This window comes from Stenotrophomonas sp. GD03819 (assembly GCF_029841665.1).
In the GTDB taxonomy this organism is placed as follows: domain Bacteria; phylum Pseudomonadota; class Gammaproteobacteria; order Xanthomonadales; family Xanthomonadaceae; genus Stenotrophomonas; species Stenotrophomonas geniculata.
The window spans coordinates 1-26,509 of sequence record NZ_JAOCEW010000046.1 but is presented as its reverse complement, the minus strand read 5'-3'; the positions used below and the strand labels follow the sequence as shown (position 1 = coordinate 26,509).

Annotated in this window: 24 protein-coding genes; 16 read left to right on the top strand and 8 right to left on the bottom strand. The window is 68.0% G+C overall.

The genetic code is table 11. The annotated features are described in order from the left end of the window. Positions 1-92: 92 nt before the first annotated feature. A complete protein-coding gene (locus tag N5D45_RS20350; protein ID WP_057502427.1) occupies positions 93-977 on the top strand; it encodes a hypothetical protein in 885 nt (294 codons plus the stop codon). A gap of 96 nt (positions 978-1,073) precedes the next feature. Here the strand turns inward: N5D45_RS20350 and N5D45_RS20345 are convergent, their stop codons facing one another. Then, positions 1,074-1,370, bottom strand: a complete 297-nt coding sequence (locus N5D45_RS20345; protein WP_049437761.1) for an I78 family peptidase inhibitor — start codon at positions 1,368-1,370, stop codon at positions 1,074-1,076. Positions 1,371-1,541: 171 nt separating this feature from the next. On the opposite strand from N5D45_RS20345, the gene N5D45_RS20340 reads away from it, so the two are divergent. Further along, a complete protein-coding gene (locus tag N5D45_RS20340) occupies positions 1,542-2,198 on the top strand; it encodes a hypothetical protein (RefSeq protein WP_010485068.1) in 657 nt (218 codons plus the stop codon). A 68-nt stretch (positions 2,199-2,266) separates the two neighbouring features. Further along, positions 2,267-3,055 (top strand): CDP-diacylglycerol diphosphatase, encoded by a 789-nt coding sequence (locus N5D45_RS20335; RefSeq protein WP_019337894.1) that lies wholly within the window; start codon positions 2,267-2,269, stop codon positions 3,053-3,055. On the opposite strand, the gene N5D45_RS20330 is transcribed toward N5D45_RS20335, so the two are convergent. Beyond that, the gene (locus tag N5D45_RS20330; RefSeq protein WP_224328256.1) at positions 3,052-3,648 is read right to left on the bottom strand and encodes a GNAT family protein; all 597 of its coding nucleotides are present in this window, start codon (positions 3,646-3,648) and stop codon (positions 3,052-3,054) included. The genes N5D45_RS20335 and N5D45_RS20330 overlap by 4 nt on opposite strands. 221 nt (positions 3,649-3,869) lie before the next feature. On the opposite strand from N5D45_RS20330, the gene N5D45_RS20325 reads away from it, so the two are divergent. After that, on the top strand, positions 3,870-6,596 hold the full coding sequence (locus N5D45_RS20325; RefSeq protein WP_057504427.1) for a TonB-dependent receptor: 2,727 nt from the start codon (positions 3,870-3,872) through the stop codon (positions 6,594-6,596). A gap of 104 nt (positions 6,597-6,700) precedes the next feature. Then, complete coding sequence (locus N5D45_RS20320) at positions 6,701-7,333, top strand: hypothetical protein (protein WP_235650614.1); 633 nt, start codon at positions 6,701-6,703, stop codon at positions 7,331-7,333. Positions 7,334-7,362: 29 nt separating this feature from the next. Here the strand turns inward: N5D45_RS20320 and N5D45_RS20315 are convergent, their stop codons facing one another. Continuing rightward, entirely contained in the window at positions 7,363-8,004 is a 642-nt protein-coding gene (locus tag N5D45_RS20315) for a hypothetical protein (RefSeq protein ID WP_043401982.1), read from the bottom strand. 183 nt (positions 8,005-8,187) lie between these two features. Between N5D45_RS20315 and N5D45_RS20310 the strand changes: the two genes are divergently transcribed. After that, entirely contained in the window at positions 8,188-9,348 is a 1,161-nt protein-coding gene (locus N5D45_RS20310) for an amidohydrolase family protein (protein WP_057504428.1), read from the top strand. 49 nt (positions 9,349-9,397) lie between these two features. On the opposite strand, the gene N5D45_RS20305 is transcribed toward N5D45_RS20310, so the two are convergent. Then, positions 9,398-9,835, bottom strand: a complete 438-nt coding sequence (locus tag N5D45_RS20305; protein WP_057504429.1) for a DUF3806 domain-containing protein — start codon at positions 9,833-9,835, stop codon at positions 9,398-9,400. Positions 9,836-9,966: 131 nt separating this feature from the next. After that, a complete protein-coding gene (locus N5D45_RS20300; protein ID WP_057504430.1) occupies positions 9,967-10,848 on the bottom strand; it encodes a LysR substrate-binding domain-containing protein in 882 nt (293 codons plus the stop codon). A gap of 122 nt (positions 10,849-10,970) precedes the next feature. Between N5D45_RS20300 and N5D45_RS20295 the strand changes: the two genes are divergently transcribed. Next, positions 10,971-11,672, top strand: a complete 702-nt coding sequence (locus N5D45_RS20295; protein WP_057504431.1) for an ankyrin repeat domain-containing protein — start codon at positions 10,971-10,973, stop codon at positions 11,670-11,672. Between the two features lie 51 nt (positions 11,673-11,723). Further along, positions 11,724-13,181: an amidohydrolase family protein gene (locus tag N5D45_RS20290; protein WP_057504435.1), complete on the top strand. Its 1,458-nt coding sequence runs from the start codon at positions 11,724-11,726 to the stop codon at positions 13,179-13,181. Positions 13,182-13,197: 16 nt separating this feature from the next. Here the strand turns inward: N5D45_RS20290 and N5D45_RS20285 are convergent, their stop codons facing one another. After that, positions 13,198-14,127, bottom strand: coding sequence for a LysR family transcriptional regulator (locus N5D45_RS20285; RefSeq protein WP_057504432.1), 930 nt, complete (start codon positions 14,125-14,127; stop codon positions 13,198-13,200). A 93-nt stretch (positions 14,128-14,220) separates the two neighbouring features. On the opposite strand from N5D45_RS20285, the gene N5D45_RS20280 reads away from it, so the two are divergent. Then, positions 14,221-15,414: an MFS transporter gene (locus tag N5D45_RS20280; RefSeq protein WP_057504433.1), complete on the top strand. Its 1,194-nt coding sequence runs from the start codon at positions 14,221-14,223 to the stop codon at positions 15,412-15,414. Between the two features lie 592 nt (positions 15,415-16,006). Here the strand turns inward: N5D45_RS20280 and N5D45_RS20275 are convergent. Next, a complete protein-coding gene (locus tag N5D45_RS20275) occupies positions 16,007-16,600 on the bottom strand; it encodes a response regulator transcription factor (RefSeq protein ID WP_279939518.1) in 594 nt (197 codons plus the stop codon). Beyond that, a complete protein-coding gene (locus N5D45_RS20270) occupies positions 16,593-19,622 on the bottom strand; it encodes a sensor histidine kinase (RefSeq protein ID WP_054171955.1) in 3,030 nt (1,009 codons plus the stop codon). Before N5D45_RS20270 ends, N5D45_RS20275 begins: the two co-directional genes overlap by 8 nt. 96 nt (positions 19,623-19,718) lie before the next feature. Here N5D45_RS20270 and N5D45_RS20265 point away from each other — a divergent pair, with 96 nt between their 5' ends. The 7 genes from N5D45_RS20265 to N5D45_RS20235 all read left to right on the top strand — a co-directional run bounded on the left by N5D45_RS20265 (position 19,719) and on the right by N5D45_RS20235 (position 26,495). Continuing rightward, complete coding sequence (locus N5D45_RS20265) at positions 19,719-20,051, top strand: hypothetical protein (RefSeq protein ID WP_043402524.1); 333 nt, start codon at positions 19,719-19,721, stop codon at positions 20,049-20,051. Positions 20,052-20,101: 50 nt separating this feature from the next. Further along, on the top strand, positions 20,102-20,545 hold the full coding sequence (locus N5D45_RS20260) for an AraC family transcriptional regulator (RefSeq protein ID WP_279939516.1): 444 nt from the start codon (positions 20,102-20,104) through the stop codon (positions 20,543-20,545). Next, a complete protein-coding gene (locus N5D45_RS20255) occupies positions 20,542-21,198 on the top strand; it encodes a hydrolase (RefSeq protein ID WP_279939515.1) in 657 nt (218 codons plus the stop codon). The genes N5D45_RS20260 and N5D45_RS20255 overlap by 4 nt, the downstream gene beginning before the upstream one ends. Before the next feature lie 2 nt (positions 21,199-21,200). Then, entirely contained in the window at positions 21,201-21,626 is a 426-nt protein-coding gene (locus tag N5D45_RS20250) for a DoxX family protein (protein ID WP_010485107.1), read from the top strand. Positions 21,627-21,745: 119 nt separating this feature from the next. Next, positions 21,746-23,593, top strand: a complete 1,848-nt coding sequence (locus N5D45_RS20245; protein ID WP_197657190.1) for an amidohydrolase — start codon at positions 21,746-21,748, stop codon at positions 23,591-23,593. Further along, positions 23,572-24,855 carry an alginate export family protein gene (locus N5D45_RS20240; protein ID WP_279939514.1) on the top strand — a complete coding sequence of 428 codons (1,284 nt, stop codon included), beginning with the start codon at positions 23,572-23,574 and terminating at the stop codon, positions 24,853-24,855. Before N5D45_RS20245 ends, N5D45_RS20240 begins: the two co-directional genes overlap by 22 nt. Further along, entirely contained in the window at positions 24,849-26,495 is a 1,647-nt protein-coding gene (locus tag N5D45_RS20235; RefSeq protein WP_057503790.1) for an MFS transporter, read from the top strand. Before N5D45_RS20240 ends, N5D45_RS20235 begins: the two co-directional genes overlap by 7 nt. Positions 26,496-26,509: the final 14 nt, after the last annotated feature.

Below are 26,509 nucleotides of genomic sequence, written 5' to 3'. Positions count from 1 at the left end.
CTTGGATGGTGTTTGTGGTGAGAAGCAGTCGAGCAGGGCTCGACGCGCCCGGGCAACGGTTACCATCGGAAGCCCAATCGCAGGAGCCGTCCATGCCCACCGCTGCCGCCCGCGCCACCCTGTGCACTGCATTGCTGGCGATCCCGCTGCTGGCGCTGGCCCAGAGCGCGATCCTGCCGCAGCAGCGCGATGCCGCCGGCAACGTGATGGAGCCGCTGGGACAGGTACTGATCGCGAGTGAGACTGGACCGTCGGGGCTTTATGACTGCACGCGGGACAGCAACTGGTGCGTGCGCGTGCAGCCGGTGGCCGAGGAGGGGGACCGGCCCACCCTGCTTGAAGTGCTTGAGAAGGGGCCGGGCCAGGGCAAGCCGCACACCTACCACGTCAGCATCGACGTGCCGCAGGAAAGCGAGCTGTCGCTGTGGCCGTGGATCGTGCGCCTTGCCCCGGGCGTGGGCAGCGATGAAACAGTGACCGACCCGCAGCAGCGCACCCGCCAGAATGTGCTGGTGGGCGGCATCGTCACGTTCAGCACCATGTACTCCGGTGGCGGTGCCGATGCGTCCACGCTGCAGTTGGCACGCGTGCGCCACCTGCAGGACGACATCCAGGTGGACGACGACGTGCTGACCGTGCCATGGCTGGGCAATGCGATGATCCGCGCCTGTTTCAGCGAGCAGGACAGCAAGCAGCGTGCAGGCGCCTGCCACGACGAATACAGCTTTTCGGCGAAGCTGGCGCTGGATCCAGCAGGGCAGGGCATGCCCGTGCTGCGCTACCAGACCGTGGCGACCCGGTTCCCGGCCGGTGTTTCGCGCTTCGAGGATTCGCTGGCCAAGGGGCCGCTGAAGAAGAAAGACCTGCGCACCGAGCAGGATCCGGCGTGCACCTATACGCGGTTGTTCCACTTCCGCGAGGGCATGTTCCACCCGGACCAGGCGCTGCCGGACTGCGCCGGCTATACCGAACCCTGAAGTGTAGAGTCGAGCCATGCTCGACTCGGGTTCTCGCGTGGCCCGGCCGCAGAGCAGCCGAGCGTGGGCTCGGCTCTACAAAAACTGAGGCGGCGCTTACTCGCAGCGGGTGGCGGTGATGATGTTGTCCTTGTCCACGAACACGCGCAGGCGGTCTTGGCGGATGTCCTTGGTGGTGATGGTGCTGGGGCCGATCGGGTTGACCAGGCCGGCACCACTCTCGCGGGACAGGCGGCGGATGTTGGGCTCATTGGCCGGCTGGCCGATCGCCCAGCCCAGCTGGCTGGCGTCACAACGGCCACTGCCTTTGACTTCCGGGCCAGGGGTGCTGACGCAGGCCGACAGCAGCAGGGCAGAGGCCGGCAGCAACAGGGACAGACGGAATGCGGACATGCGAGCGCTCCTGCGCAGGGGAAGATGGCGGGAACGATAGCACCGAGCGTGCGAAAGGCGTCAGCGCCCCGGTCATTGCCGGCACAGCGTGGTCATTGCATAGTGGGAGGAATGGCTGGTAGTACGCCAGCGGGCAGGCCGGGCCTTTCCGGCGCAGGTGTTGGATAGGGTATGACGGCAGGCAGTTTCCGCGGCAAGGACAAGACGATGACGGCGCTGGCGTTGTCGTTGCTGGGCGTGGCGTTTGCCGCCTGCGCTGCCGATCCGGAACCCGTGCCGGTCGAATCCCCGGTATTCGGCGCCTGGCGCAACCTGCAGACTGAAGCGGGCTACGCGCCTGCGCAGCGCAATCTGGCGTTTGCCATGCTGCCGCAGGCGGCCACCCGCGGTGACCGTTTCGCCATCCTCGATCGTGAGGGCAAGCGCGCGGTGTGCTGCCTGCAGGTGGCCAGCCCCTCGCTGGGCGTGGCCGCGCTGCGCGAGCAGTACCACCTGCCGCAGGCCTGGGTGACCGACCTGAGCAATGGCCGCAGCCCGGCACGTCCCTATGTGCCGCACGTCTATGCGATGCAACGGGTGGACGAGCTGGCCGACTACAGCTTCGCCGACGTGCCTGGCGCCTACAGCGACCTGGGCGGGCTGCTGATTCCCGAAGGTGCCGCGCTGGAGGCCGACGGCAGCGCCGTCCGCCTGGGGGACATTCGCTATCCGCTGCATTTCCAGCGTCAGCCGCACGCCGATGACGACGGCGCGCTGGATCGCTACAGCCTGCAGGCGGGTGAGGGCGAGGCACCGATCGTGGTTGAAGTGCCGTTCGGCACCTACTGATTGCAGCTTCGCGCTGGCTAGAATGCAGCGCGGCGCTGTCTGCCGTGCCTGCTCCGTGAGTCGTTTCCGTGTCCTTGCGCCCCTTCCTGCTGCCGTCCCTGCTGCCGTCCCTGCTGCTGTTGTCCGCCTGCGCCAGCGCGCCGCCGCCGCCGGCCCATTCCGACGCGTTATGGCGATTGATCGAACGTGACTGCCAGGGCGCCGAAGGTCCACGCGGCGACTGCCTGCGCGTGGAGACGGCCGCGGATCGCCGCGATGTGCTGGTCAAGGACGCGCACGGCGACTACCAGTTCCTGCTGATGCCGCTGGACAAGGTCAGCGGTATCGAGAACCGCCGCCTGTACCAGCGTGGTGCACCGAACTACTTCGCTGCAGCCTGGCAGGCGCGCAGCCACACCGAACAGGCCTTGCGGCAACCGCTGCCGCGCAACGTCGCCAGCCTGGCGTTGAACTCGCCGCACGGCCGGTCACAGCACCAGCTGCATATCCATGTGGATTGCCTGCGTGCCGACGTGCTGCAGGCGCTGGACACGCATGCTGCCGCCCTCGGCAGCCGCTGGGCACCGTTGCCGGTGCTGCTGCGCGGCCATCAGTACCAGGCCCGCCTGCTGCCGGGCGCGGAACTGACCGCCAATCCGCTCAATCTGTTGGCCTATGACCTCGCTGGCGTGGACGACGTGGGCCAGTGGAGCCTGGTCGTGGCCGGCCGGGACGAGGTGCAGGGCGGCCCGGGCTTCATTCTGCTGGCGACCCGTGTGGACGCCGGCACCGGCAACGAGGCCAGCGCTGAAGAGCTGCAGGACCACGCCTGCTCGGTGTTGACCGGCGCAGGCGCGTCGCTGGAGCGGGTCCGCTAACCCTGGGGCTGCTGGCGGCTTCGCCAGACCGGTGCGGTCAGCGCCAGCAGCTGGCGATCCTGCCAGCCCTCCAGGTCCAGATGATGGTCGCGCAGCAGGCCTTCCTGCTCGAAGCCGAAGGCGTGCAGCGCAGTGGCGAACGGGTCATTGCAGTCCGGTGGCAGCATCACGAACAGGCGATGCAGGCCGACATCCTCGAACAGGAACGGGCACAGCGCCCGCAGCGCCGCGTCGGTATGCGGGTGCCAGTGTTGCAGCGACAGCAACTCGGCGCTGCGCGCATGCAGCGACTGCAGGCGGATGTGCAGCTGATCCAGCACAGTGCCGTGTTCGTCGTCGAACACCCCCAGCAGCAGCTGGTCGTTGTCCTGCTCCAGACGCGAGCGATGCATGTGGGCGAGAAAGCGTGCCTCCTCGTCGATGTCGCCGGGGTGACGGCGGCCGCGCCGGCGGCGGTCATCGAACAGGCGCCAGCGCGGCAGGTCGGTACGCTGGAAGGGGCGCAGGGTGACCGGTGCGGCCTGCAGCTGCAGCAGGTGACGGCGCAGTACCGGGCGCAACGGGGGAAGGAGGGAGGTGGGATACGGGGTCATCATCCCCGGCACGATGGCCGTGCCCGCAGCGCCACACCATTCAAAACATTGCAAAAGTGTGGCGAATGGCACTGCGGGTCTGATTCGGTTCAGGCATAAGGCCATCAGGCCTGGTCATTTCCGTTGAACCCCCCCATTCAGGACACTTTCGTTACGGGATCGTTATGTGCCGCACAGGCCGCTGTCCCGTACCACCACCCGCCAAACTCCCCAGGAAGCCCATGTCCGCCTCCCACAAGGCGCTGCGCCCGCGTCCGCTGGTGCTCGCACTGTCGTCCCTGATGCTGGTCTCACTGCCGGCCTTCGCGCAGGAAAGCGCACCCACCACATTGCAGGAAGTGAAGGTCACCGGCTCGCGTATTCCGCGCGCCAGTGTGGAGGGGCCCTCGCCGGTGACGGTGATCAGCCGGGAGCAGATCGATGCACAGGGCTACCGCAATGCCTTCGATGCGCTGAGCGCGCTGACCGAGAACACCGGCAACGTGCAGGGCGAGGACTTCGGCAATACCTTCACCCCGGCCGCCAACACCATCAACCTGCGCGGGCTGGGCCCGAACCGCACGCTGGTGCTGGTCAACGGCCGCCGCCAGGCCGACTATCCGCTGGCCTACGAGGGCTCGGTGAACGTGGTCAACCTGGCCAACATCCCCAGTGCGCTGATCGAGCGCATCGAGGTGCTGGCGGCCGGTGCGTCGGCGGTGTACGGCTCCGATGCCATCGCCGGTGTGGTCAACATCATTCTCAAGGACCGCTTTGAGGGTGTGGACGTGAACGTGCGCGCCGGTGGCACCCAGCAGGGCGGTGGCGACAACCAGCGCGCGCAGGTGGTCGGTGGCAGTTCCGGCGAGCGTTGGGATGCGCTGTTCGGCTTCGAGTTCGATGTGCGCAAGGCGATCCACGCGCGCCAGCGCGACTTCATGGATTCGCTGGATGATGACCCGGCCGGCAAGGCGCCGCAGGCGACCGCGATCGCCTATCGCCGCAATGCTGCCACCGGCCGCAACATCGATCCGGGCGTCAGCGGCTGCGACGCAGCGTCGGAGATCTATGGCGGCAGCGTGTTCCGCGCCAACAACCCGCGCCAGGGCTGGTACTGCGGCAGCAACGAGGCCGCCGCCAGCTACTGGACCGTGCAGACCCAGAAGCGCAACCTCAACGGCTACGGTCTGTTGACCTTCCACGTCAACGAGACCACCGACCTGTTCGCTGATGTCGCCGTGGGCAGCGCGCGCATCTACAACAACACGCGTGCGCCGACCTGGACCTCGGCGCGCAACTACTTCTACAACCAGACCACCGGCAATCTGGAAAGCTGGTACCGCCGCTTCGCGCCGGAGGAAATCGGCGGCCTGCCGCGCAATGCCAACCGCTTCCTGGAAAACTCGTGGTCGTTCAACGTCGGCGCACGTGGTCAGATCGGTGACAGTGGCTGGGACTATGAGGCGGTCTACAGCCGCTCGCGTTACGAGAACCGCACCCGCCGCCCGGTGCTGCTGGCCGGCATCAACGAATACCTGCTGGGTCCGAAGCTGGGCGTACGCAATGGCGTTGAGGTCTATGCGCCGGACCCGGCACGCCTGTTCAAGCCGTTGACCCCAAACGAATACGAGGGCCTGTCCGACTACCAGGAAAGCCGCAATGCGGCATGGCTGCAGACCTTCAGCGCCAGCGTCAACGGCCGCCTGTTCGCGCTGCCCGGTGGCGACGCTGCATTGGCAGCGGTGGTCGAAGCCGGCAGCCAGGGCTACCGCAACCGCCCGGACCCGCGCCTGGGAACCGGCGAGTTCTGGAACACCAGTGCAGGCGTCGGCGCCGGTGGCGAGCGTGACCGCTACGCCGCAGGTGTGGAGCTGCAGTTGCCGCTGCTGCAGTCGCTGACCACCACGCTGGCCGGCCGTTACGACCAGTACCGTGCGGGTGGCGAGCACATCGGCAAGGCGACCTGGAGCGTTGGCGTCGAGTTCCGTCCGATCGAGAGCCTGCTGATCCGTGGTACGGCGGCGACCAGTTTCCGGGCGCCGGACATGAACTATGTGTTCGCGACGGAGACGCGCGGTTACAACCCGGGCATGACCGACTACTGGCGCTGCCGCACCGCAGGCCAGTCGTACGACAACTGTGACTACAACGGCCTGTCGATCGACTACAGCAACCGCGCCAATGCGCAGCTGCAGCCGGAATCGGCCAAGTCCTATGGCTTCGGCGTGGTCTGGTCGCCGCTGTCTGGCCTGGATTTCAGTGCCGACTACTACGACATCCGCATCGACAACGAGGTGACCAGCCTCGATACCAGCCGAATCCTGCGTGACGAGGCCGATTGCCGCCTGGGCCGCACGCTGGGCGGCGAAGCGCGGGATATCGGTTCACCGCTGTGCCAGGACGCGCTGTCTCGGGTGATCCGCAACCCGTCCAACGCAACCGTGCAGCCGGACCAGGTGACCCGTGTGCTGATCAATCCGATCAACGCCGCCTCCGAATCGGTTCGTGGCCTGGACCTGAAGGGCAACTGGCGTTTCGATGCCGGCCGTTATGGCCGCTTCACCACGCGCCTGGCCTACACGGTGGTGCTGGAGCACAAATACCGGCAGTTCTCCGATGATCCGGAGCGTGACATCCGCAATTCGCTGGATGACTACCAGTGGCGCAGCAAGGCCAACGGCAGCATCACCTGGAACCAGGGTGACTGGACCACCACGCTGTACGGCAACCGCTTCGGCTCGCTGCCGAAGACCGATGGCAGTGGCCGCATCGCGCCGTACATGACGTACAACGCCAGCGTGTTCCGCCAGTTCGGCGAGAACCTGTCGGTGGGGGTGATCGTCAACAACCTGCGCGACAGCCGCCCGCCGGCAGACAGGAACGGAGGCGGCTGGCCGTTCTACCCGGTCGGCAATTACGACCCGTACGGCCGCCAGTACTGGGTGCAGCTGGATTACCGGTTCCGTTGATCCGGCAGGCGAACGAAAGGCCCGGCATTGCCGGGCTTTTCTTTGTGCAGTGCACCGGTGCTGCCGCTGCGCGCGTGGCATGCTGTGGCGATACCCGGAGGATGATGCGCATGGATGCCAGAGTGTGGAGTGTGATTGCCGTGCTGGCCATTGCCGGTTGCAGCAGCAAGCAGGCGGCCAGTGTGGACGATGCTGCGGAGGCGGCCAGCGCCGCGCCCGTGCCGTCTCTTTCCAACGCAGTGACCGATGCTGGATCAGCGCGCGTGCCAACGGCATCGACGCGTGCGACGGCCGGGCAAGGGCCTGCGGATCTGGAGGGACACTTCCTCGAGGGCGAGCGCTTGCTGTTGACTGAAGGAGCACTGTCGGCGGAAAAGAGCGACGTGATCCTGGGCTCGGACAACGCCTTTGCGCAGGCGATCAGCCAGTTCGAGCAGGATGCGGCGGGCCACCCGGAAGTGCAGGACCTGACCCGGCTCTACAGGACGGCTGCGACCCGGCTCATCGGCAGCGACGGCACGCTGGTGTCTTTTGCCTGTGGCTACAGCCTGTGTGTCGGCGAGATCCGCAGCCGCACCGATGAGGATTTCAGCGCCTGGTCCGAGGCGATCGGCATGGACAAGGCGAGTCCGGTCTACAGCCTGACCACGGCACCGATGACGTGGGGCAGGGACCAGCACGGCGGGCGTTTCGTGTTTTCGGTGGACCCGGCCGCCAACGCCATCACGGGTCGGTAGCGGCGGGACATGCCCGGGACAGCAGTGCGCTACGGCAGCGCCTGTTGGAGGTACGACTCGATGACGTAGCTGAAAGGCTGCTGCTGGCGGTCGCGCAACAGGGCACGCACCTCCAGGATCACGCCGTGATCGCCTTCACCCCGCGGCGGCCAGAACGTCTGGTCAGCCAGGGTCTGGCGCTGGAAACCGAGCGGGCCGACCACGCGACCGAACGGCTCGTCGGTGCTGTCCAGCACCTGGTTCATGGCTGGGCTGAGGTGGCCGGGCAGGTACCAGTTGTCGGCCTCGGACAGCACCCGGCTGCCGCAGACCAGCTGTACGCGGCGATAGCGCAGTTCGGTACCCGGCGTCGCGCCCAGCGACTGCAGAACGTCGGCGGGGGCCGGCTTGTCCTGGCCGTGTATGCGCACTGCACGCACCCGCGCCTGTTCGGCCAGGCCGTGCTCGGCGCACCAGTGTTCCAGCGTGGCGGTGGCGCTCTGCCCGGACAGCACGCGCTGGTGCAGGCGCTCGACCAGTGCCGCCGGGGCGATGCGCTGCTGGCCCGGCGGCGACTGCAGCGGCGCAGCGGCCGCAGCATCAGTGGCGGACAGGCTGGCGATCGGGGCGGCGGCAAGCAGGGACGCGGCCTGCCAGCGGCGGAGGCGATCGTGGCGGTCGGACGGGCCCATGCGGCATCACAACGGAAACAGGCGCCCATGTTACCCGTTCAGGGGTGTGCACGGCGTGGCTGCGACCGGTTGTCGCAGGGCTGATCATTTTTCTGGTGAATGTGTGCCATCCAGATATTTCGTTGGCCGATGGCTGTGTCGAGGCGCACGATGGCGCCAGTCTTGGCTTTCCGGGAGTTCCCGATGACCCTCCAGTTCGTCCATGGCGGTGTCGACCGCGACGGTGCGCCACTGCATTTCCATATCCGTGATGGCCGCATCAGCGGCCTCAATGGCGAGGCCGCGCCGGCTGACGGGGCGGAATGCGTCGACCTGCAGGGCTTCGCGGTGCTGCCCGGGCTGGTGGACGGCCACATCCACCTCGACAAGAGCTTTGTCGGCGACCGTTGGCACCCGCACCAGCCGGTGAACAGCCTGCGTGAGCGGCTGGCGGTAGAGAAGGCGGCGGTGGCGGGTGCAGCACCGATGGTGGACCGTGCCGAGGCGCTGATCCGCCAGTGCAGTGCTTTCGGTACCGTGGCGATGCGCTGTCATGTCGATATCGACGCCAGCACCGGGCTTGGCCATCTCGAAGCCGTACGCGAGGCGGCGTTGCGCTGTGTGGACATCATGCGCATCCAGCTGGTGGCGTTCCCGCAGGCCGGGGTGATGTCCTGTCCGGGTACCGCCGCGGTGCTGGAGCAGGCGCTTGCCGCGGGCGTGGAGGTGCTCGGCGGCATCGACCCGACCACGCTCGATGGTGATGCCGAAGGCCAATTGGCGCTGCTGTTCGGCCTGGCCGAGCACTACGGCGTGCAGCTGGACATCCATCTGCACGAGCCGGGCGAAACCGGCCTGGCCCAGCTGCTGCGCATCGCCGCGCGGACACGGGCTGCCGGCCTGCAGGGGCGTGTTGCGGTCAGCCATGCCTATGCGCTGGGCGACGTGCCGCTGGCGCGCGCGCTGCAGGTGGGCGAAGCATTGGCCACCGCGGGTGTGGCGATCATGAGCAACGCGCCGGGGGATCATCCGTTCCCGCCGCTGCGCGCGCTGCATGATGCCGGTGTGCGCGTGTTCGCAGGCAACGACAACATCCGTGACTGCTGGTGGCCGTATGGCAATGGCGACCTGCTGCAGCGGGCGATGCTGCTGGGCTACCGGTCCGGCTTCTACACCGATGCCGACCTGATGCTGGCGCTGGACATGGTCACCACCCATGCCGCGCAGGCGATCGGCCTGCCGCAGCATGGTATTGCCGAAGGCCGGCCGGCGACCTTCGTGGCCGTGCGTGCCGACCACGGCCCGGCGGCCGTGGCTGCGGTGCCGCTGGAGCGCCGCGTGGTGGTCGACGGCCGCTGGCTCTAGATCCACGCCGCGCAACCCCCTGTAGTGCCGAGCCATGCTCGGCGACCTTTCAGGCGTAATCGTCGGCGTGGGTGGCGATGAATTCCTCAAGCCACGCCAGCAGATGGGCGATGTCGATGATCTCGCCCTGCTCGACGCGCTTGAGCAGCAGCGTGCTGGCGCCGATCTGCAGGCTGCTGTCGGCATAGCGCAGCACCGCGTCGACGCCCCAGGCATCGGTCACCTGCATCCAGGCCAGGCCCGGCACGCGCTGGGCCAGGGTGTCACCGAACGCAACGCCCAGTGCTTCCCAGCCTTCGCCGTCGTCACGATCGATCAGCTCCGCGTCGACCACGCGCTGCAGGGTGGTGGCCGCCAGCGGCCACTGCACCGGCAACGTCGGAAAGCCGGCGGCCACGCGCGCGGCGATCAGCGAACGCTGGTGCTGCAGATGCGTCTGCAGGGCAGCGGGCAGGGGATCGAAACGGGTGGGGATTTCGTCGGACATGGCAAGGCGCCGTGGAGCACGGAAACAACAGGCACTCTACGAGGCGATGTTGCCGGCCGTGCGGCCGGATTGACCATGTTTCGATGCGTGATGCGCGAAATCCATCCACGCATGGCGTGGATCTACTGTGGTCAGTCCGGTTCGCGTTGCACCTGCCGCCACAGCTCGCTGGCCAGTGCGCGCACGGCATCGTCGGCATCGGCACGGTGCAGCAGGCCGATCTCGTAGTTGTCGATCACCGGCAGCTCACGCTCGCCATCGATGATGCGGTGCTCGCGGGTGACTGCACGGCGCGGCAGCAGGCTGATGCCGATGCCGTCGGCTACCGCGCCCTGGATGCCGCTCAGCGACGAGCTGGTGAAGGCGATGCGCCAGCGCAGGCCCAGCGCTTCCACGGCGTGGATCATCTCGTCGCGGTACAGCCCTCGCGGCGGGAAGGTGACCAGCGGCAGCGGGTCCTGCTGCAGGCAACTGCTGCGCAGGCTGTCGATCCAGTGCATCGGCTCGCGCCGGCAATGCACCGCCTGGCGGCTGTTGCGGCGCTGCTTGACCAGCACCAGGTCCAGCTCGCCGTGGTCGAAGCCCTGCGCCAGGTCACGGCTCAGGCCGCTGCTGATCTCCAGTTTCACCTGCGGGTGGCGGCGGCTGAAGGCGGCCAGCATGCGGGTGGTCTGCGGGTTGACGAAGTCCTCCGGCACGCCGATGCGGACGGCGGTCTCCACCATCGCGCCGGCCAGCGCCTGTGCCATTTCCTCGTTCAGGTCGAGCATGCGCCGCGCGTAGCCGAGCAGGGTGTGGCCGGCGTCGGTGGGGTGAACGTCGCGGTGGCCGCGTTCGAGCAGGCGATGCCCGGCCAGTTCCTCCAGCCGGCGTACCTTCTGGCTGACCGTGGATTGTGTCGAATGCAGGCGCGTGGCCGCCGTGGTGAAGCTGCCGCAGTCGGCCACCATCACCAGCGCCCGCAGCAGGTCCAGTTCGAACAGGGTTCTATTCGATTTGGCACTGTCTTGCATTTGAACATTTCACTTCTGGATACCCAAGCCGACTTCTACCATGCAGGGCAGGGGCCGGCAATGCCCGGCTGTTGCTACCGTCGCCCGGTGCTCCGTGGCGACGGACATGAGGAGTCACTGTCATGCGCGTCCATCGTTCCCCTGGCTGGCGTGCGCCGTTCGCGCGCGTGCTGCTGTTGTGCCTGCTGGCCATGGTCACCCCGGCCTGCACCGCAACGTCCAAAGCCGACGTCGATGGCCGCCTGCGTGATGCTGCCAGCCGCGGTGACGCTGCTGCGGTGCGACAGGCGATCGAGGAGGGCGCCACGCTGGAGGCGCGCGATGGACAGGGCCGCACCGCGCTGCTGCTGGCCACGCATGGCAACAACGTGGATGCCGCGCGCGAGCTGATCGAGGCCGGTGCCGACGTCAACGCCAAGGATGCGTTGCAGGACAGCGCCTACCTGTACGCAGGCGCGCGTGGCCTTGATGAGATCCTGGCGATGACCCTGGCGCATGGTGCCGATCTTCGCAGCACCAACCGCTATGGCGGCACCGCGCTGATTCCGGCGGCAGAGCGCGGCCATGTCGCCACTGTGCGCACGCTGCTGCGGGCCGGCGTGGCGGTGGACCATGTCAACCGCCTGCACTGGACTGCGCTGCTGGAAGCGATCCTGCTCGGCGATGGCGGCGCGCGCCACGTGCAGATCGTGCAGCTGCTGCTGGAGGCCGGTGCCGACCCGGAGCTGGCTGACGGCGACGGTGTGACGCCGCTGGCGCACGCGCGCCAGCGCGGCTATTCCGGAATTGAAACCCTGCTGCGCCAGCACGGCGCGGTGCGCTGAATGCAAACCCCTTCCACCCGCACGCTGGGCGTGCCCACCAGGATGCTGTCCATGTTCCGTTCCCGTCCGTTGTCCTTCGCCATCCTTCTTGCGGTGGCACCGCTGTCGGCGTCTGCTGCCGAGCGCGCCGACCTGCTGATCCGCAACGCTACCGTGGTCGATGTCGAGCACGCCAGTACCCTGGCTGGTCAGAGCGTGGTGATCCGCGGCGAGGACATCGTCGCTGTCGGCCCGGACGCGCAGCTGCGCAGCCAGTGGAGCGCGACCCGCCAGATCGATGCCAAGGGCAAATACCTGATCCCGGGGCTGTGGGACATGCACGTGCACTTCGGTGGTGGCCCGGCGCTGATCGAAGAGAACAAGGCACTGCTGCCGCTGTACATCGCGCATGGCATCACCACGGTGCGTGACTGTTCCGGCGATCTGCCCGAGCAGGTGCTGCAGTGGCGTGGCGAGATCGCCAAGGGCACCCTGTTCGGCCCGCGCCTGCTGAGTTCCGGCGCGAAGATCGAAGGCATCAAGCCGGTCTGGAAGGGCACGATCGAAGTGGGCAGCGAGGCCGACGCCGACAAGGCAATCGCCCGCCTGCAGCACGACAAGGTCGATTTCGTGAAGATCACCGACAGCACGCTGAAGCCGGAACTGTTCCTGTACTCGGCCAGTGCCGCGCGCAAGGCCGGATTCAAGGCGTCGGGCCACATCCCGATGGCGCTGACCGTGGAGCAGGCGGTCGATGCCGGCCTGGCCTCGATCGAGCACCTGGACTACGCGTTCAAGGCCGGCAGCAAGGACGAGGCGCAGATTGCCGCCGACTTCGGAGCTGGCCGCATCGACCGTGCCGAAGCCAACCGCCGCCTCGACGCCAGCTTCGACCGTGACACCGCAATGCGGGCCTACCGTGATTTCGCCAAGCGCGGCGTATTCGTGACCCCGACCCTCAACGGCGGCCGCATCCTCGACTTCCTCGACCAGGATGACCACGCCAACGACCCGTACCTGGCCTACATCGGCCCGGGCCTGCGCGCGACCTACCAGTGGCGCGTGGACCGCGCGGCGAAGGCGACGCCGGCGCAGATCGAAGCGCGCCACGCGCAGTACCACCAGGTGGCCGCCGTGCTGCCGCTGCTGCAGGAAGCGGGTGTGACGATCATTGCCGGTACTGATGCGGGCTTCCTCAACTCGTTCAACTTCCCGGGCATCGCCCTGCACCAGGAACTGCAGCTGTTCGTGAAGGAAGGCCTGAGCGCACCGCAGGCACTGTCGGCCGCAACCCGTTCCGGCCCGGCCTGGTTCGGCCAGATGGACCGTTACGGTGGTGTCGCGCAGGGCAAGGCCGCCGATCTGGTGCTGCTGACCGCCAACCCGCTGCAGGACATCGCTGCCACCGAGAAGATCGACAGCGTGATCCTGCGCGGCAACGTGTATGACCGCGCCGCGCTGGACAGGATGCTGGCCGACACCAAGGCCAAGGTCGCGGCGTGGAATGCCGAGGCGGCGAAGGCCAATTGATGATGCGGCCGGTGACCTAGCGCGGCGCCGGCCGCATGCCGTGCAGCTGCGGTAGTGCGGCCTTCATCGCATCGATGAAGGCGCGCAGCCGCGGCGGCTGCTGGCGCGCTGCGGGAAATACCACGTGTACCGGCAGTGGCGGTGCCTGCCAGTCCGGCAGCAGCTGCACCAGCCGCCCTTGTGCGAGGTCGTCGGCCACCAGCCAGGCCGAGACCACGGCCGCTCCCAGCCCGGCACATGCGGCCTGCTGCACCACGAACAGGTTGTCGCTGAGCAGGCGCGGGCTGATCGAAAGGGTATGCGCGTGCCCCTGCGCGTCATGCAGCAGCAGTCGTTCGCGGTAGTAGGTGACCAGCGAGATCCACGGCAGTGACTGCGCCTGTTCCGGCGTACTGACTGCCGTGGCGTCCACCAGCGAGGGCGCCGCCACGACGATGCGCGGTACTTCGGCCAGCGGCAGCGCGACCATGCGCGGTTCGTCGACCGGGCCCACCCGCACCGCGCAGTCGATGCCTTCTGCAATGAAATCCGGACGCCGATCTTCAAGGATCCACTCCAGGCTCAGCTGCGGATGCCGGGCGAGGAATGCGAGCATGGTCGGCAGCAGCTGCGCCTGGCCGAAGGCATGCGGCACCATCACCCGCAGACGGCCGCGCAGTGTTTCCGGCTCGCCGTGGAGTTCGGCCTGCAGCGACTCCCATTCGTCGACCACGCGTTGCGCATGGCGCTGGCAGCGCAGGCCATCCTCGGTCAGTTGCAGGCCATGGGTGGAGCGCAGCAGCAGGCGCAGGCCGAGCTGCCGCTCCAATGCCTGCAGGCGTCGGCTGACCGTTGGCTGGGTGGTGCCCAGCTGCGCGGCTGCGGCAGACAGGCTGCCGGTATCGACGATGCGCAGGAAGGTGCGCAGCAGATCCAGGCGATCGGCGCCAGCGGTGAGCTCGGTCATGCGTAGGGCGTATGAATGATATGTATTTCAGCCTACTACAGACGTTGGGCGAATGCGGGCAGGATACGTCCACTTCTTCCACCGGACTCCCCCATGTCTACCCCTTCGCTGTCCGTCGCCGCCGCACCCGCGACCGCACCCTCCACCCCGCTGGTGCTGGCAATGGCGGCCGGCGCCGGCTTCTCGGTCGCCTCGCTCTATTACAGCCAGCCGATGCTGGGCCTGATCGCCCAGGACCTCGGCGCGGGTGAGCGCGCCGCTGGCCTGGTACCGACCCTGACCCAGCTTGGCTATGCAATGGGCATCCTGCTGCTGGCGCCGCTGGGTGACCGGTTCGACCGCCGCAAGCTGATCCTGTTGAAATCTGCATTGCTGGCACTGGCATTGGGTGCTGCAGCGATGGCCGGGCACCTGCCGGGCCTGCTGATGGCCAGCCTGCTGGTCGGGCTGATGGCCACGCTGGCGCAGGACATCGTGCCGGCCGCTGCGGTGCTGGCACCGGATGCGCAGCGCGGGCAGATCGTCGGCCGGGTGATGACCGGCTTGTTGCTGGGCATCCTGTTGTCGCGCGTGGTCAGTGGCGTGGTGGCTGAAGCGTGGGGTTGGCGCACGCAGTTCGTACTGGCTGCGGTATCGGTGGCGGCGATGGGCGCGGTGATGGCGCGTGCGCTGCCGCGTTTTGCACCGACCAGCACGCTGCGCTATCCGGCGTTGCTGGGCTCATTGCTGGCGTTGTGGCGCGAGCAGCCGCAGCTGCGCCGTGCGGTGGCCAGCCAGTCGCTTCTGGCGGTGGGTTTCAGTGCATTCTGGTCGACCCTGGCGCTGATGCTGCATGCTCGTCTGGGCCTGGGCAGTGCGGCGGCGGGTGCGTTCGGTATTGCGGGTGCGGCCGGTGCACTGGCCGCACCATTTGCGGGTCGATTCGCCGATCGCTTGGGTTGCCATGCAGTGGCGCGGCTGGCGATCGCGGTGGCGTTGCTGGGCTTCGGCCTGCTGCTGGCTGAGTCCTGGCTGCCGGCCGCCGCGCTGCTGCCGCTGCTGGTGGTGAGTGCGCTGCTGTTCGACTTCGGCTTCCAGTCGGCGCTGGTGGCGCACCAGACGCTGGTCTATGGCCTGGTGCCGCCGGCACGTAGCCGGCTCAATGCGTTGCTGTTCACCGGCATGTTCATCGGCATGGCTGCCGGTGGTGCGCTGGGCAGCCTGGCGCTGGCGCAGTGGGGGTGGCACGGCGTGGCCTGGTTGGCGGTGGTATGTGCGGGCGGCAGCCTGCTGCTGCGTTTGAAGTAAGGGGGCGTTCGGCAGGGCTTGCAGCCCTGCACCTGCTGGAGGCAACGGCACCAGCAACGGCACCAGCAACAGCAACGGCAACGGCGGGGTTCCTGTAGGTAGGCGGGGTGGGTCCGGTTGCGGGGGACGCCGTGAATCCGTCCATGGAGGCTCGGTCGCGCCTTGCTCGTGTGCGCTGTCCTGCGCACACGGCAAGACCGGGGTTGGGCGTCCTGCCCAACCCGCCCGAGGCATGCCTCGGGCCCATGGCGCTCACGCCCCCGCAACCGGACCCACCCCGCCTTCGACAGTTTCCTGCGGTGTGTTGGAACGGCTCTTGGGGTCAGATTGATTTCGATATCTGACAGAAGTGTCGACCAAGGTCGACACCTACCAACCGCCATCGGAATCTGTCAGAGGTGGGGCGGTGTCGGAGTGCGGGGTGTCAGCCGCACGGATGCGGCTGCCAAGCTTACAGGGACGTACTTGCCGCGTCCCCGCACTCCGGCACCGGTCCGCCATCCCACGGAAAGCCCGCTTTTGCTGTTGAGGTTGCCGGCCAGCGGCCGGCACTGCCGCGGGTGCAGGGCTGCAAGCCCTGCCGAACAACCCCCTAATCGTGACCGCTGTCGTCCAGGCTGATGATGCCGCGCCTCAGCGCCTGGGTCACCGCCTGCTCGGAAATCTGCATGCGCTCGCCGATGCGCTTGTTCGACAGGCCACCGGCCACGTGCCGCAGTACCTCGGTCTCGCGCGGTGACAGGCGGTCTTCGATCACATGCGCGGCGATGCTGGCGGCCACCGCTGGAGGAATCGGCGCACGGCGGCCACCGGCCACCATGCGGATGGTGTCGACCAGTTCGTGGCGCAGCATGTCCTTCAGCAGATAAGCGCTGGCACCCGCCTGCAGGGCCCGCACCGCGCGTACATCGCCGCGGTAGGTGGTCAGCACGATGATGCGCGCACGCGGGTCCATCGCGCGGATCCGTACGATCGCTTCGACGCCATCCAGGCGTGGCATCTGCAGGTCCATCAGCACCACGTCGGGCCGCAGCTGCTGGTAGCGTGCGATGGCTTCCTCGCCATCGGCGGCTTCGCCGAGCAGGCGCAGGTCGGAATGGGCGCCCAGCAGCGCCGCCAGGCCGTCACGCAGCAACGGGTGGTCGTCGACCACCAGCACGCCGATCGGGGCAGGGGACTCAGTCATGGTTTGCTTTACTCCAGGGCCAGCGCCAACGCGATGGGCGGCGGTGATACAGGCGCCGGGCGGGAACCGCCAGCGCGACTTCGGTCCCCAGCCCGGCGCGGGTCCACAGCTGCAGTTCCGCACCGAGGCGCTGTGCACGTTCGCGCATGCCCTGCAGGCCCCAATGACCATGGCCGGCGTTCTCGTCGGCGATGCCGACGCCATCGTCGCGCACGTGCAGCAGGAAGCAACGCGTGCCGTACGAAAGCTCCACTTCGATGGCGCTGGCGTTGGCGTGGCGCAACGCGTTGCGGATGGCCTCGCGACCAATCAGGAACACTTCCTCCGCGGCATCGGCCTGTAGTGGTGGCGTCGCGCCCTCAACGGTCAGGCGCAGAGGATTGGTGCCATGCCCCGCGTACTCGGCATGCACATCGGCCAATGCCGAAGCCAGGTCGCGGCCGGCGAAAGGGCCGTCGCGCAATGCGTTGACGCGTTCGCGGCCCTCGGCCAGATTGCGCTCGGCCAGCTGCATCGCCGACTCCAGCTGGCCGCGCACTGCTTCTGGCGTCTGCGCGGACTGGCTGATTGCATGCAGGCGCAGGATCAGGCCCTGGCTACCCTGCAGCAAGGTGTCGTGCAGGTCGCGCGCGATGCGCTCGCGCTCGCCGTTGCGTTCCTGCAGGCGCGCGCGGAACAGCGCGGCGAGCTGGCCACTTCGGATGCGCACGGCCAGTACGAGCAGCGCCAGCACGGCGGCCACGCACAGCAGCTTGAACCACACGGTCTGGATGAAGGTGGGCGCGATGCGGAAGCTGCGGCTGGCCGGGACCGTGCTCCAGATGCCGTCCTCATTGGCGGCTTCCACGTCGAAGCGATAGCTTCCCGGCGCCAGGTTGGTGTAATAGGCGCGGGTGCTGCTGCCTGCGTCCTGCCAGCCGTCATCGACGCCGGAGAGTCGATAGCGATAGCGGTTGCGCTCCGGGCGGGCCAGTGAAAGCGCCACGTAGTCGATCTGCAGCTGGCTGGTGCCGGCCGGCAGGCGCAGGCCGTCCCGCAGTGGTTGCTGTTCGCTGCCATACAGCACGTCGCCGATGCGAACGCTGGGTGCCAGTGTGTTGACGTGCGAACGTTTAGTGTCCAGCCAGGCCAGGCCCTGGTTGGTCGCCAGCCACAGAAGACCGTCGTCGGCCAGGGTGGCGGTGGCGATCGGCCCGCTCTGCAGGGCAATGCCGGGCATGCCATCCACCGCATCGAACAGGCGGGGCGTCACCTGCTGCCCTGCCTGCATTGCTCGGCGCAACAGGCTGCTCTCAAGACGCACCAGGCCACGGCTGCCATTGAGCCACAGATGCCCGCCCGCATCGGCGACCATGCCGGTGATGCCTTCGAGGACGCCGGCCATGTCGGTGCGCACTGCAACGAAGGGCCCCTCGCCGATGCGTGCGGCGAGTCCGGCTTCGCCGGCTACCAGCAGCAGGTCCTGATGCTGCAGCAGGGCGGTCACCGGCCCTACCGAAAGGCCCTGCGCTGCGCCGAAGGCATCGATGGTCGTGGTGCCCATCCGGCGCACGCGACCATCGGCGTAACCGAGCAGCAGCTGGCCATGGGCGTCCAGCGCCAGGGAGGAGCAGGCCTGCTCGGGCAGGCGACTCGCCCGCTGCCATTGCTCGTCCCGGTAATGCAGCACACCGCGTTCGCCCGTGCATACCCAGGCCTGCGTCTCGTCGGGAAACAGCAGGGCGTGCAGCGGCTGCCCGGTGAACGGCGCGGGCAGCGGAATCAGCGTGGTACGGCCTTCGACAGTGCGCGCCAGATTGACCCAATCGAACTGCCAGATCGGCGCAGGTGCCTGCCGCGCTGCGGCCTGCAGCTGTGCGGCGCTGCCTTCCAGCAGGGACCGCCGCAGGTCGTAGGGCTTGAGGTCTTCACCGTAGCCGTAGACCCGTCCGTCAGTGGTGCGCACCAGCGAGCGGTAGGGATCACTGGGGCCGACCGCCAGGGTGTGCACGCTGCGCGCGCGGAAGCGGTTGAGGCCAAGATTGGTACCTACCCAGAGGTTGCCTTCGCGGTCGGCGATGATCGGCACCGCCGAGGTGGCCGTCAGGCCATGCGGTGAATCGAAGCGCTCCATGCGCACGGCTCGGGTGCCGTCGAACGTGACCCGGGCGACGCCTCCATGCGGGCTCATCGTCGCCCACAGCGCGCCGTCGGTGGTGAACTGCATGCGGGCAGCGACCAGGTCGGGCAGGCGCCTCGCCTCACGTTCGGGCCCGGTCAGCAGACCATGTGCGTTTGCCAGTGGCGAGGCGCCACGGACGCGGTCGGCCAGCCACACCTCACCCTGCGGGTTCTCCACCAGTGTTGCCATCTGCGAGACGGCGATGCCGGTATCAATGAAGGCCGCCTGGTGGGGTCCGCGCATCCATATCTTCAGATCCGCCAGTACCCAGAACGTGCCACGGCTGTCATGCAACACCCATTGCACGCGGTGTTCCGGCAGCCCGGCGGAGGCCGGCGGGGGTTGCCAGCGCCGGCCATCGAACCAGCGCAGCCCACCATTGATCGCTGCCCAGAGGCGGCCCTCGCGGTCCTGGCTGAAGTGCGGCACCACGCCGACCGGTACGCCCTGTTGCCGACCGTAGTTGTGCAGTTGGCCGCGTGCGAGTTGGCTGATGCCGGCCTGGAAGTAGCCGATCCACATTGCGTCATCGCGCCCGACTGCCAGGGTGACCATGTTGGTGGACGGGAAGCTGCTGCCCGGTGGTGGCGCCTGGCGTTCAAAACGGCGGCCGTCGAAGCGGTACAGGCCAGAACCGGTCGCCAGCCACAGCAGTCCATCACGGTCCTGCGCAATGTCCCATATATCGCCAGGCGCACCCTGGCCGACCCGCCATGCGGTGTGCTCGTAGCCGGGCAGTCCGCTGCTCAGGGCGGGGCGCTGCACGGCGAGCGCGGGCAGGGCGGTCATCAACAGCAGGCACGTCAGCAGCGCCGGTAAGCGACGCAGGAACGGGAAGGGGCGGCCACGCATGGTGCGCATTCTGGCAGGTGCGGGGCAGGCCAGGGTGACCCGAACGGGGTAGGCGGCACGCGGTCCGTTCCGATATCACGCCGGCATGCCCCGTGGAGCCCGGTCATGCAGCGCCTGTTCGTGATGTTTCCCGACCGTGGCCCGGGCCTCGGCCTGCTGTGGCTGCGGCTGTGCGTTGCGGCCGCTCTTTGCGGGCCCGATATGCCAGGCGGCTGGTGGTCGGCCTTGTACCTGCTGGCCGTAGCGATGCTCGCACTTGGTGTGCTGACACCACTGGCGGCAGTGATGGCGGCCGTGGGTCTGTCCACGCTGCCCGGGCCTTGGCCACTGGCGCTGCTGCCTCTGGCCCTGCTGGTGCTGGGGCCGGGCGCCTATTCGCTGGACGCACGGCTGTTCGGTCGCCGCGTGATCGGCCGCCGGCCTCCCCCATTCGGGTAGGTGCTGGCCTCGACCGACGGGGGTAGGGCATCGTGCAGGCGCCCCGCACCATGGGCCACCCCCTCGCGGCGACCTCGATGGCCACCGTTACTCCACAGGAATTCCCCGCTGCGTCGCTGTCACCACAGCAGGTCGCAGCATTGCAGCGTGCATTGCGCTATGTCGATGAACACCTGTCGCAGCCGCTGCGGGTGACCGAGCTGGCGGCGGCCGCCTGCGTCAGCCGCTTCCATCTGGTACGCCTGTTCCGCGCCGGTACCGGCGCCAGCCCGCTGCGCTATGTCCGCCGCCGTCGCATCGAGCGCGCGCGCCAGCTGCTGCCGTGCGCGCAGCTGCCGATGGCCTGCCTCGCCCAGCAGCTGGGCTTCTTCGACCAGAGCCATTTCGTCCGCAGCTTCCGCGCGGAGACCGGCTGCAGCCCCGGCCAGTACGTTGCCGGCGATGCCGCCCTGTTGCATCCCCTTGATCGTGTTTCCAACGGAGTCCACCCATGAGCCTTGCCACCGCCACTCCCGCCCCGGCGCTGCTGTCGCCGACCGACCACGCCCTGGTGCTGATCGACTTCCAGTCGCAGATGGCGTTCGCCACCCACACCATCGACATCTCCGCGCTGCGCAACAACGTGTCGCTGATCGGCAAGGGCGCCAAGGGCTTCAATGTACCGGTCGTGCTGACCACAGTCGCCGAAGCATCGTTCTCCGGGCCGATGTTCCCGGAACTGCCGCAGATCTTTCCGGGCCAGACGGTGTTCGATCGCACCTCGATGAACACCTGGGAAGACCAGCCTGTGATCGATGAGATCAACCGCATCGGCAAGCGCCGGCTGGTGATGGCCGGCCTGTGGACCAGCGTCTGCATCGTCGGCCCGGCGCTGTCGGCACTGGCGCAGGGCTTCGAGGTATATGTGATCACCGATGCCTGTGGTGATGTCAGCGAAGAAGCGCACGAGCGTGCGATCACCCGCATGGTGCAGGCCGGCGCGGTGCCGATGACCAGCGTGCAGTACCTGCTTGAGCTGCAGCGCGACTGGGCACGGGGTGAAACCTACGACCTGACCACCGGCATTGCCCGCGACCACGCCGGCGGCTACGGCATCGGCATCCAGTACGCCAAGCGCATGTTCGGCGCGCAGGAAGGCGGGCACTGAGCATGGTGGCTGGCCATGGCCTCGACCTGGCCCTGCTGATGCTGCGCGTGGCGGCAGGAGGCTTCCTGCTGCCGCACGCACTGGGCAAGCTGTTCGGCTGGTTCGGTGGACCGGGGCTGTCCGGCTTTGCTACCGAGCTGCGCGGTTTCGGGCTGCCGGCAGCGGCACCGTTGCCGTTGCTGCTGGCCCTGCTGCAGGTGCTGTCCGGGCTGGCCGTGCTGCTGGGATGGCAGACCCGCATCGCTGCGCTTGCGGCGGCCGCCTTCATCGGTTTCACCGTCCTGTTGGCCTTGCCCAAGGGCTGGTTCTGGATGCGCGGCGGCAGTGAGTACCCGGTGATGTGGACCACGGTACTGCTGGCCATCGCGCTGGCCGGGCCCGGCACCTGGGCGCTGGACGTCCACCGACTTCCGGGAGACCTCGCATGAGTCACGATCCACTCGATCACGGCCGCCGCAACGTGGTGCTGGCCAGCGGTGCCGCTGTTGCGCTCAGCCTGGCCGGTCGCGCCGGTGCTGCACTCGATTCCACTTCCAAGGAGCGTCGCATGAGCACGCTGGTCATCCGCAATGCCCGCATTACCACGCTCGATCCGCAGCAGCCGCATGCGCAGGCGCTGGCCGTGCAGGACGGGCGTATCGTCGCCGTTGGCAGCGACGAGGACATCATGCGTGGCTGGGGCAATGAAGCGACCCTGATCGACGCGCAGGGCCGGCGCCTGCTGCCCGGCCTCAACGACAGCCACACCCACCTGATCCGTGGTGGCCTGAACTACAACCTGGAGCTGCGCTGGGACGGCCTGCGTTCGCTGGGCGACGCCCTGGACATGCTGAAGGCCCAGGTCGACCGCACGCCCGCTCCGCAGTGGGTACGTGTGGTCGGTGGCTTCACTGCCGCGCAGTTCAACGAGAAGCGCCTGCCGACGCTGCAGGAGCTCAATGACATCGCGCCGGATACGCCGGTGTTCCTGCTGCACCTGTACGACCGCGCACTACTCAACCGTGCCGCGCTGCGCGCCTGCGGCTACACCAGGGACACGCCGGATCCGCCGGGCGGGCAGATCGTGCGTGATTCGCTGGGCAACCCGACCGGGCTGCTGCTGGCCAAACCCAATGCGTTGATCCTGTACGCCACGCTGGCCAAGGGCCCGCGCCTGCCGATCGAATACCAGGCGAACTCGACGCGCCACTTCATGCGCGAACTGAACCGGCTCGGCATCACCTCGGTGATCGACGCCGGCGGCGGCTTCCAGAACTACCCCGAGGACTACCAGGTCATCGAGCAGCTGCACCGCGATGACCAGTTGACGGTGCGCATCGCCTACAACCTGTTCACCCAGAACAAGGGCAGGGAAGTGGATGACTTCCGTGGCTGGAGCGAGATCCTGCAGCCGCGCCAGGGCGATGACCTGCTGCGCCACAACGGTGCCGGCGAGATGCTGGTGTTCTCCGCGGCTGATTTCGAGTTGTTCAACGAACCGCGACCGGAGCTGCCACCAGAACTGGAGCCGGAACTGCACGACGTGGTGAAGCTGCTGGTCGAGAAGCGTTGGCCGTTCCGCATCCACGCCACCTACGACGAGAGCATCAGCCGCATTCTCGATGTCTACGAACAGGTGAACCGTGAGGTGCCGTTCGATGGCCTGCACTGGTTCATCGACCACGCCGAGACCATCACCCCGCGCAACATCGAGCGCATCCGCGCGCTGGGTGGCGGCATCGCCGTGCAGCACCGCATGGCCTACCAGGGCGAAGCCTTCGTCGAGCGCTATGGCGTGCAGGCCGCGCGGCATACGCCGCCGGTCAGGCGCATGCTGGCCGAAGGCGTGCCGGTCGGTGCCGGTACCGACGCCACCCGCGTGGCCAGCTACAACCCATGGGTGGCGCTGTCGTGGCTGGTGACCGGGCGTACCGTCGGTGGCCTGGCCCTGTATGGCGACGAGAATCTGCTGGAGCGCGAACAGGCGCTGCGCCTGTGGACCCAGGGCAGCGCCTGGTTCTCCGGCGACGAGGCGGTGAAGGGCACCCTGAAAGCCGGCCAGCTGGCCGACTTCATCCTGCTCTCGGCCGATTTTTTCCGCGTTGACGATGCGCAGATCGCCGACATCACCAGCGTGCTGACCGTGGTCGGTGGGCGCATCGTGCATGCCGACGGCGACTATGCGGGGCTTGCGCCGCAGCTGCCGCCGGCGATGCCGGACTGGTCGCCGGTCAACCGTTTCGGTGGCTACCATGTCGGGGGCGCCGCCACCGGATTGGCCACTGCCCATCGCCACCATCACGGCGCGGCCTGCAGTACCCACGGCGTGCACGGGCATGCCGCGCAGCATGCGGCGCCCACCGATGACCTGACCGCGTTCTGGGGCGCGATGGGATGTTCGTGCTTCGCGTTCTGAGCCTGGCGCTGCTGGCCGTGCCATCGCTGGCGCTGGCCTGCGAGGGTGGCCATTGCACTGGCGCCGGCGACGGCCAATTGCGGTGGGACGCCTCGCTGCGCCTGCGTGGCCTGTACTACGACCCGACCCGGTTAGGCATCGGTGGCAGTGAAGATGGCTACGGCCTGCTGCGCGCGCTGGCCTCGGCCACCTATGCGGAGGACAGCTGGCAGGCGAAGCTGCAGCTGGGCGTGCATGCCGAGAATGGCAAGGCAGGCGGCCCAGGCCGCACCGACCGCAGCGCGCTGGACGTGCAGCAGGCGTACTGGCGCTGGCAGCGTGGCAGCTTCCACCTGCAACTGGGCCGGCAGGAAGCCGGCTATGGCAGCTCGCGGCTGCTGTCGGTGCGCGATGGGCCGAATATCCGCCTGGCCTTCGATGGTGCGCGCCTGGGTTGGAAGGGCCGCCTCGGCACGCTTGACCTGATGGCGCTGCGGCCGGTGCAGAACCGGCCGGGAGCCTTCGATGATCATGGCGAACACGGTGCCCACCTGTGGGGTGCCTATGCCACCACGGCACGCGGGCAGGGCGCAGGACAGTGGGATCTGTACCTGCTCGACTATCGCCGCGAAGGTGCGCGCTTCTCGGCGGGTTCCGGCACCGAGCGCCGGCAGACCGTGGGCGCGCGCTGGTTTGGCCAGGCCGGTGCACTGGACTGGAACAGCGAGCTGGTGGCGCAGGGCGGCGACCTGCGCACGGCCTCGGGCAATCTCGATATCCGCGCCTGGACGCTCGCTACCGATACAGGGTGGCGCTGGACGGACCTGCAGCTGCAACCGCGGTTGGGGCTGAAGGCGGACATCGCCAGTGGCGATGGCAATCTGCGCGATGGGCGGCTGGGCACGTTCAACGCGCTGTTCCCGAAGTCGGCCTACTTCAGCGAGGCCAGCCTTCTGGCCCCGGCCAACCTGATGGACGTCCAGCCGACCCTGACCCTCCGCCTGCACGACGCGGTGACGACGGAGCTGGGCGTACAGATGGCCTGGAAGCATCGTCGTGCCGATGCGGTGTACACCACGCCGGCACCCCTGGTGGCCTTGCCCGGCACGGCCGGAGGTGCACGCCGGATAGGCACCCAATACAAATCCGAAACCCGCTGGCAGGCCAGCGAACACTGGCAATGGCAGCTGCAGCTGGCCTGGGTCGATGCGGGTCCTGCGCTGAAGCAGGCCGGTGGCCAGGACACGCTGTTTGCCTCGATCGTTGGAGCATGGCAATGGTGAACGCAACCGCGTCGCATCCCCCCGCACCGGCCGCAGGTGCCTGGTCCCCGCTGAAGATCAGGATGTTCCGCTCGATCTGGCTGGCGATCCTGGCCAGCAACATCGGCACCTGGGTCAACGACGTGGCCGCCGCCTGGGTGATGGCCGAACGTACCGGCTCACCGTTGATGGTGGCCCTGGTGCAGTCGGCCACCACCGTGCCGATCGTGCTGCTGGCACTGGCCGCCGGAACGCTGGCCGACATCGTCGATCGCCGCAGGTACCTGCTGGCGACCCAGGGCTGGATGCTGCTGGTCGCGGCAGCGATGGCGGCGCTGACTGCGATGGACATGCTGACCCCGCAGCTGCTGGTGCTGCTGACCTTCTGCATGGGGTGCGGTGCAGCGATGGCGATGCCGGCGCAGGCCGCGATCGTGTCTGAACTGGTGCCGCAACCGATGCTGGCTTCGGCAGTGGCGCTGAACTCGATCGGCATCAACATCGCCCGCTCGATCGGCCCGGCTATCGGCGGTGTGATCGTGGCGCAGCTGGGTGCGGTCTGGGCGTTCGGCTTCAACGCCATCACTTTCGCCGCGATGCTGTTCGTGGTGTGGGGCTGGAAGCGCGACCCGAAGCAGTCGAGCCTGCCGCCGGAGGGTTTTGGCGCAGGGCTGAAGGCGGGCCTGCGTTATGCCAGCCGTGCCGGACGCCTGCAGGCCGTGCTGATCAAGTCGGTCGGCTTCTTTTTCTTTGCCGCGGCGATGAACGCGTTGCTGCCGGTGGTGGTGCGTGGGCAGATGCACGGTGGGGCCGGGCAGTACGGCATGCTGCTGGGCTGCATCGGTATCGGTGCAGTGGGCGGTGCCTTGCTGCTGCCGAAGCTGCGCGCGCAGATGGATCGCGACCTGCTGGTGCTGCTGGCCACGCTCTCACTTGCGCTGAGCCTGGTCGGGCTGGCGCTGACCCGCAGCTGGTACGTGCTGCCATTGGTGATGCTGATCAACGGTTTTGCCTGGATCACCGTGCTGTCGTCACTTCAGATTGCCGCCCAGACCGCGGTACCAGCGTGGGTACGCGCGCGTGCACTGGCGCTGTACATCATGGTGTTCTCCGCCGGCATGGCGGCCGGTGGCCTGAGCTGGGGTGCGCTGGCTCAGCGTACCTCGCCGGAGCTGGCGTTGCTGGTGGCTGCCGCAGGTGCGGTGATCGGCGGATTGCTGGTGTGGCGCGTGCGCATCGCCGGTACCGAAGACCTGAACCTGCGTCCGGCCGGGCACTGGCCGGCACCAGAGCTGTCGGTGCCGGTGTCGAACGATCGCGGCCCGGTGCTGGTTACCATCGAGTACCGTATCGACGACGCTGATCGTGCCGCGTTCCAGGCGCAGATGCGCGCGCTGGGCACGATCCGCCGCCGCGATGGGGCCGTGGTCTGGGGCGTGGTCGAGGATGTGGCCAGCCCGGGCATCCACCTGGAGTATTTCGTGACCCCGTCGTGGCTGGAGCACCTGCGCCAGCACGAGCGCATCACCGCCGACGACAAGGCGATCCAGGAAGTGCTGCGGGAACTGCATCGCGGTGAGCGCGCACCGGTGGTACGCCACTTCGTGGGTGGGCATGACCCGCTGCCTGCCGCCGTGCCGCATCACCACACCGACATCTGACCCGCAGGTGGTAG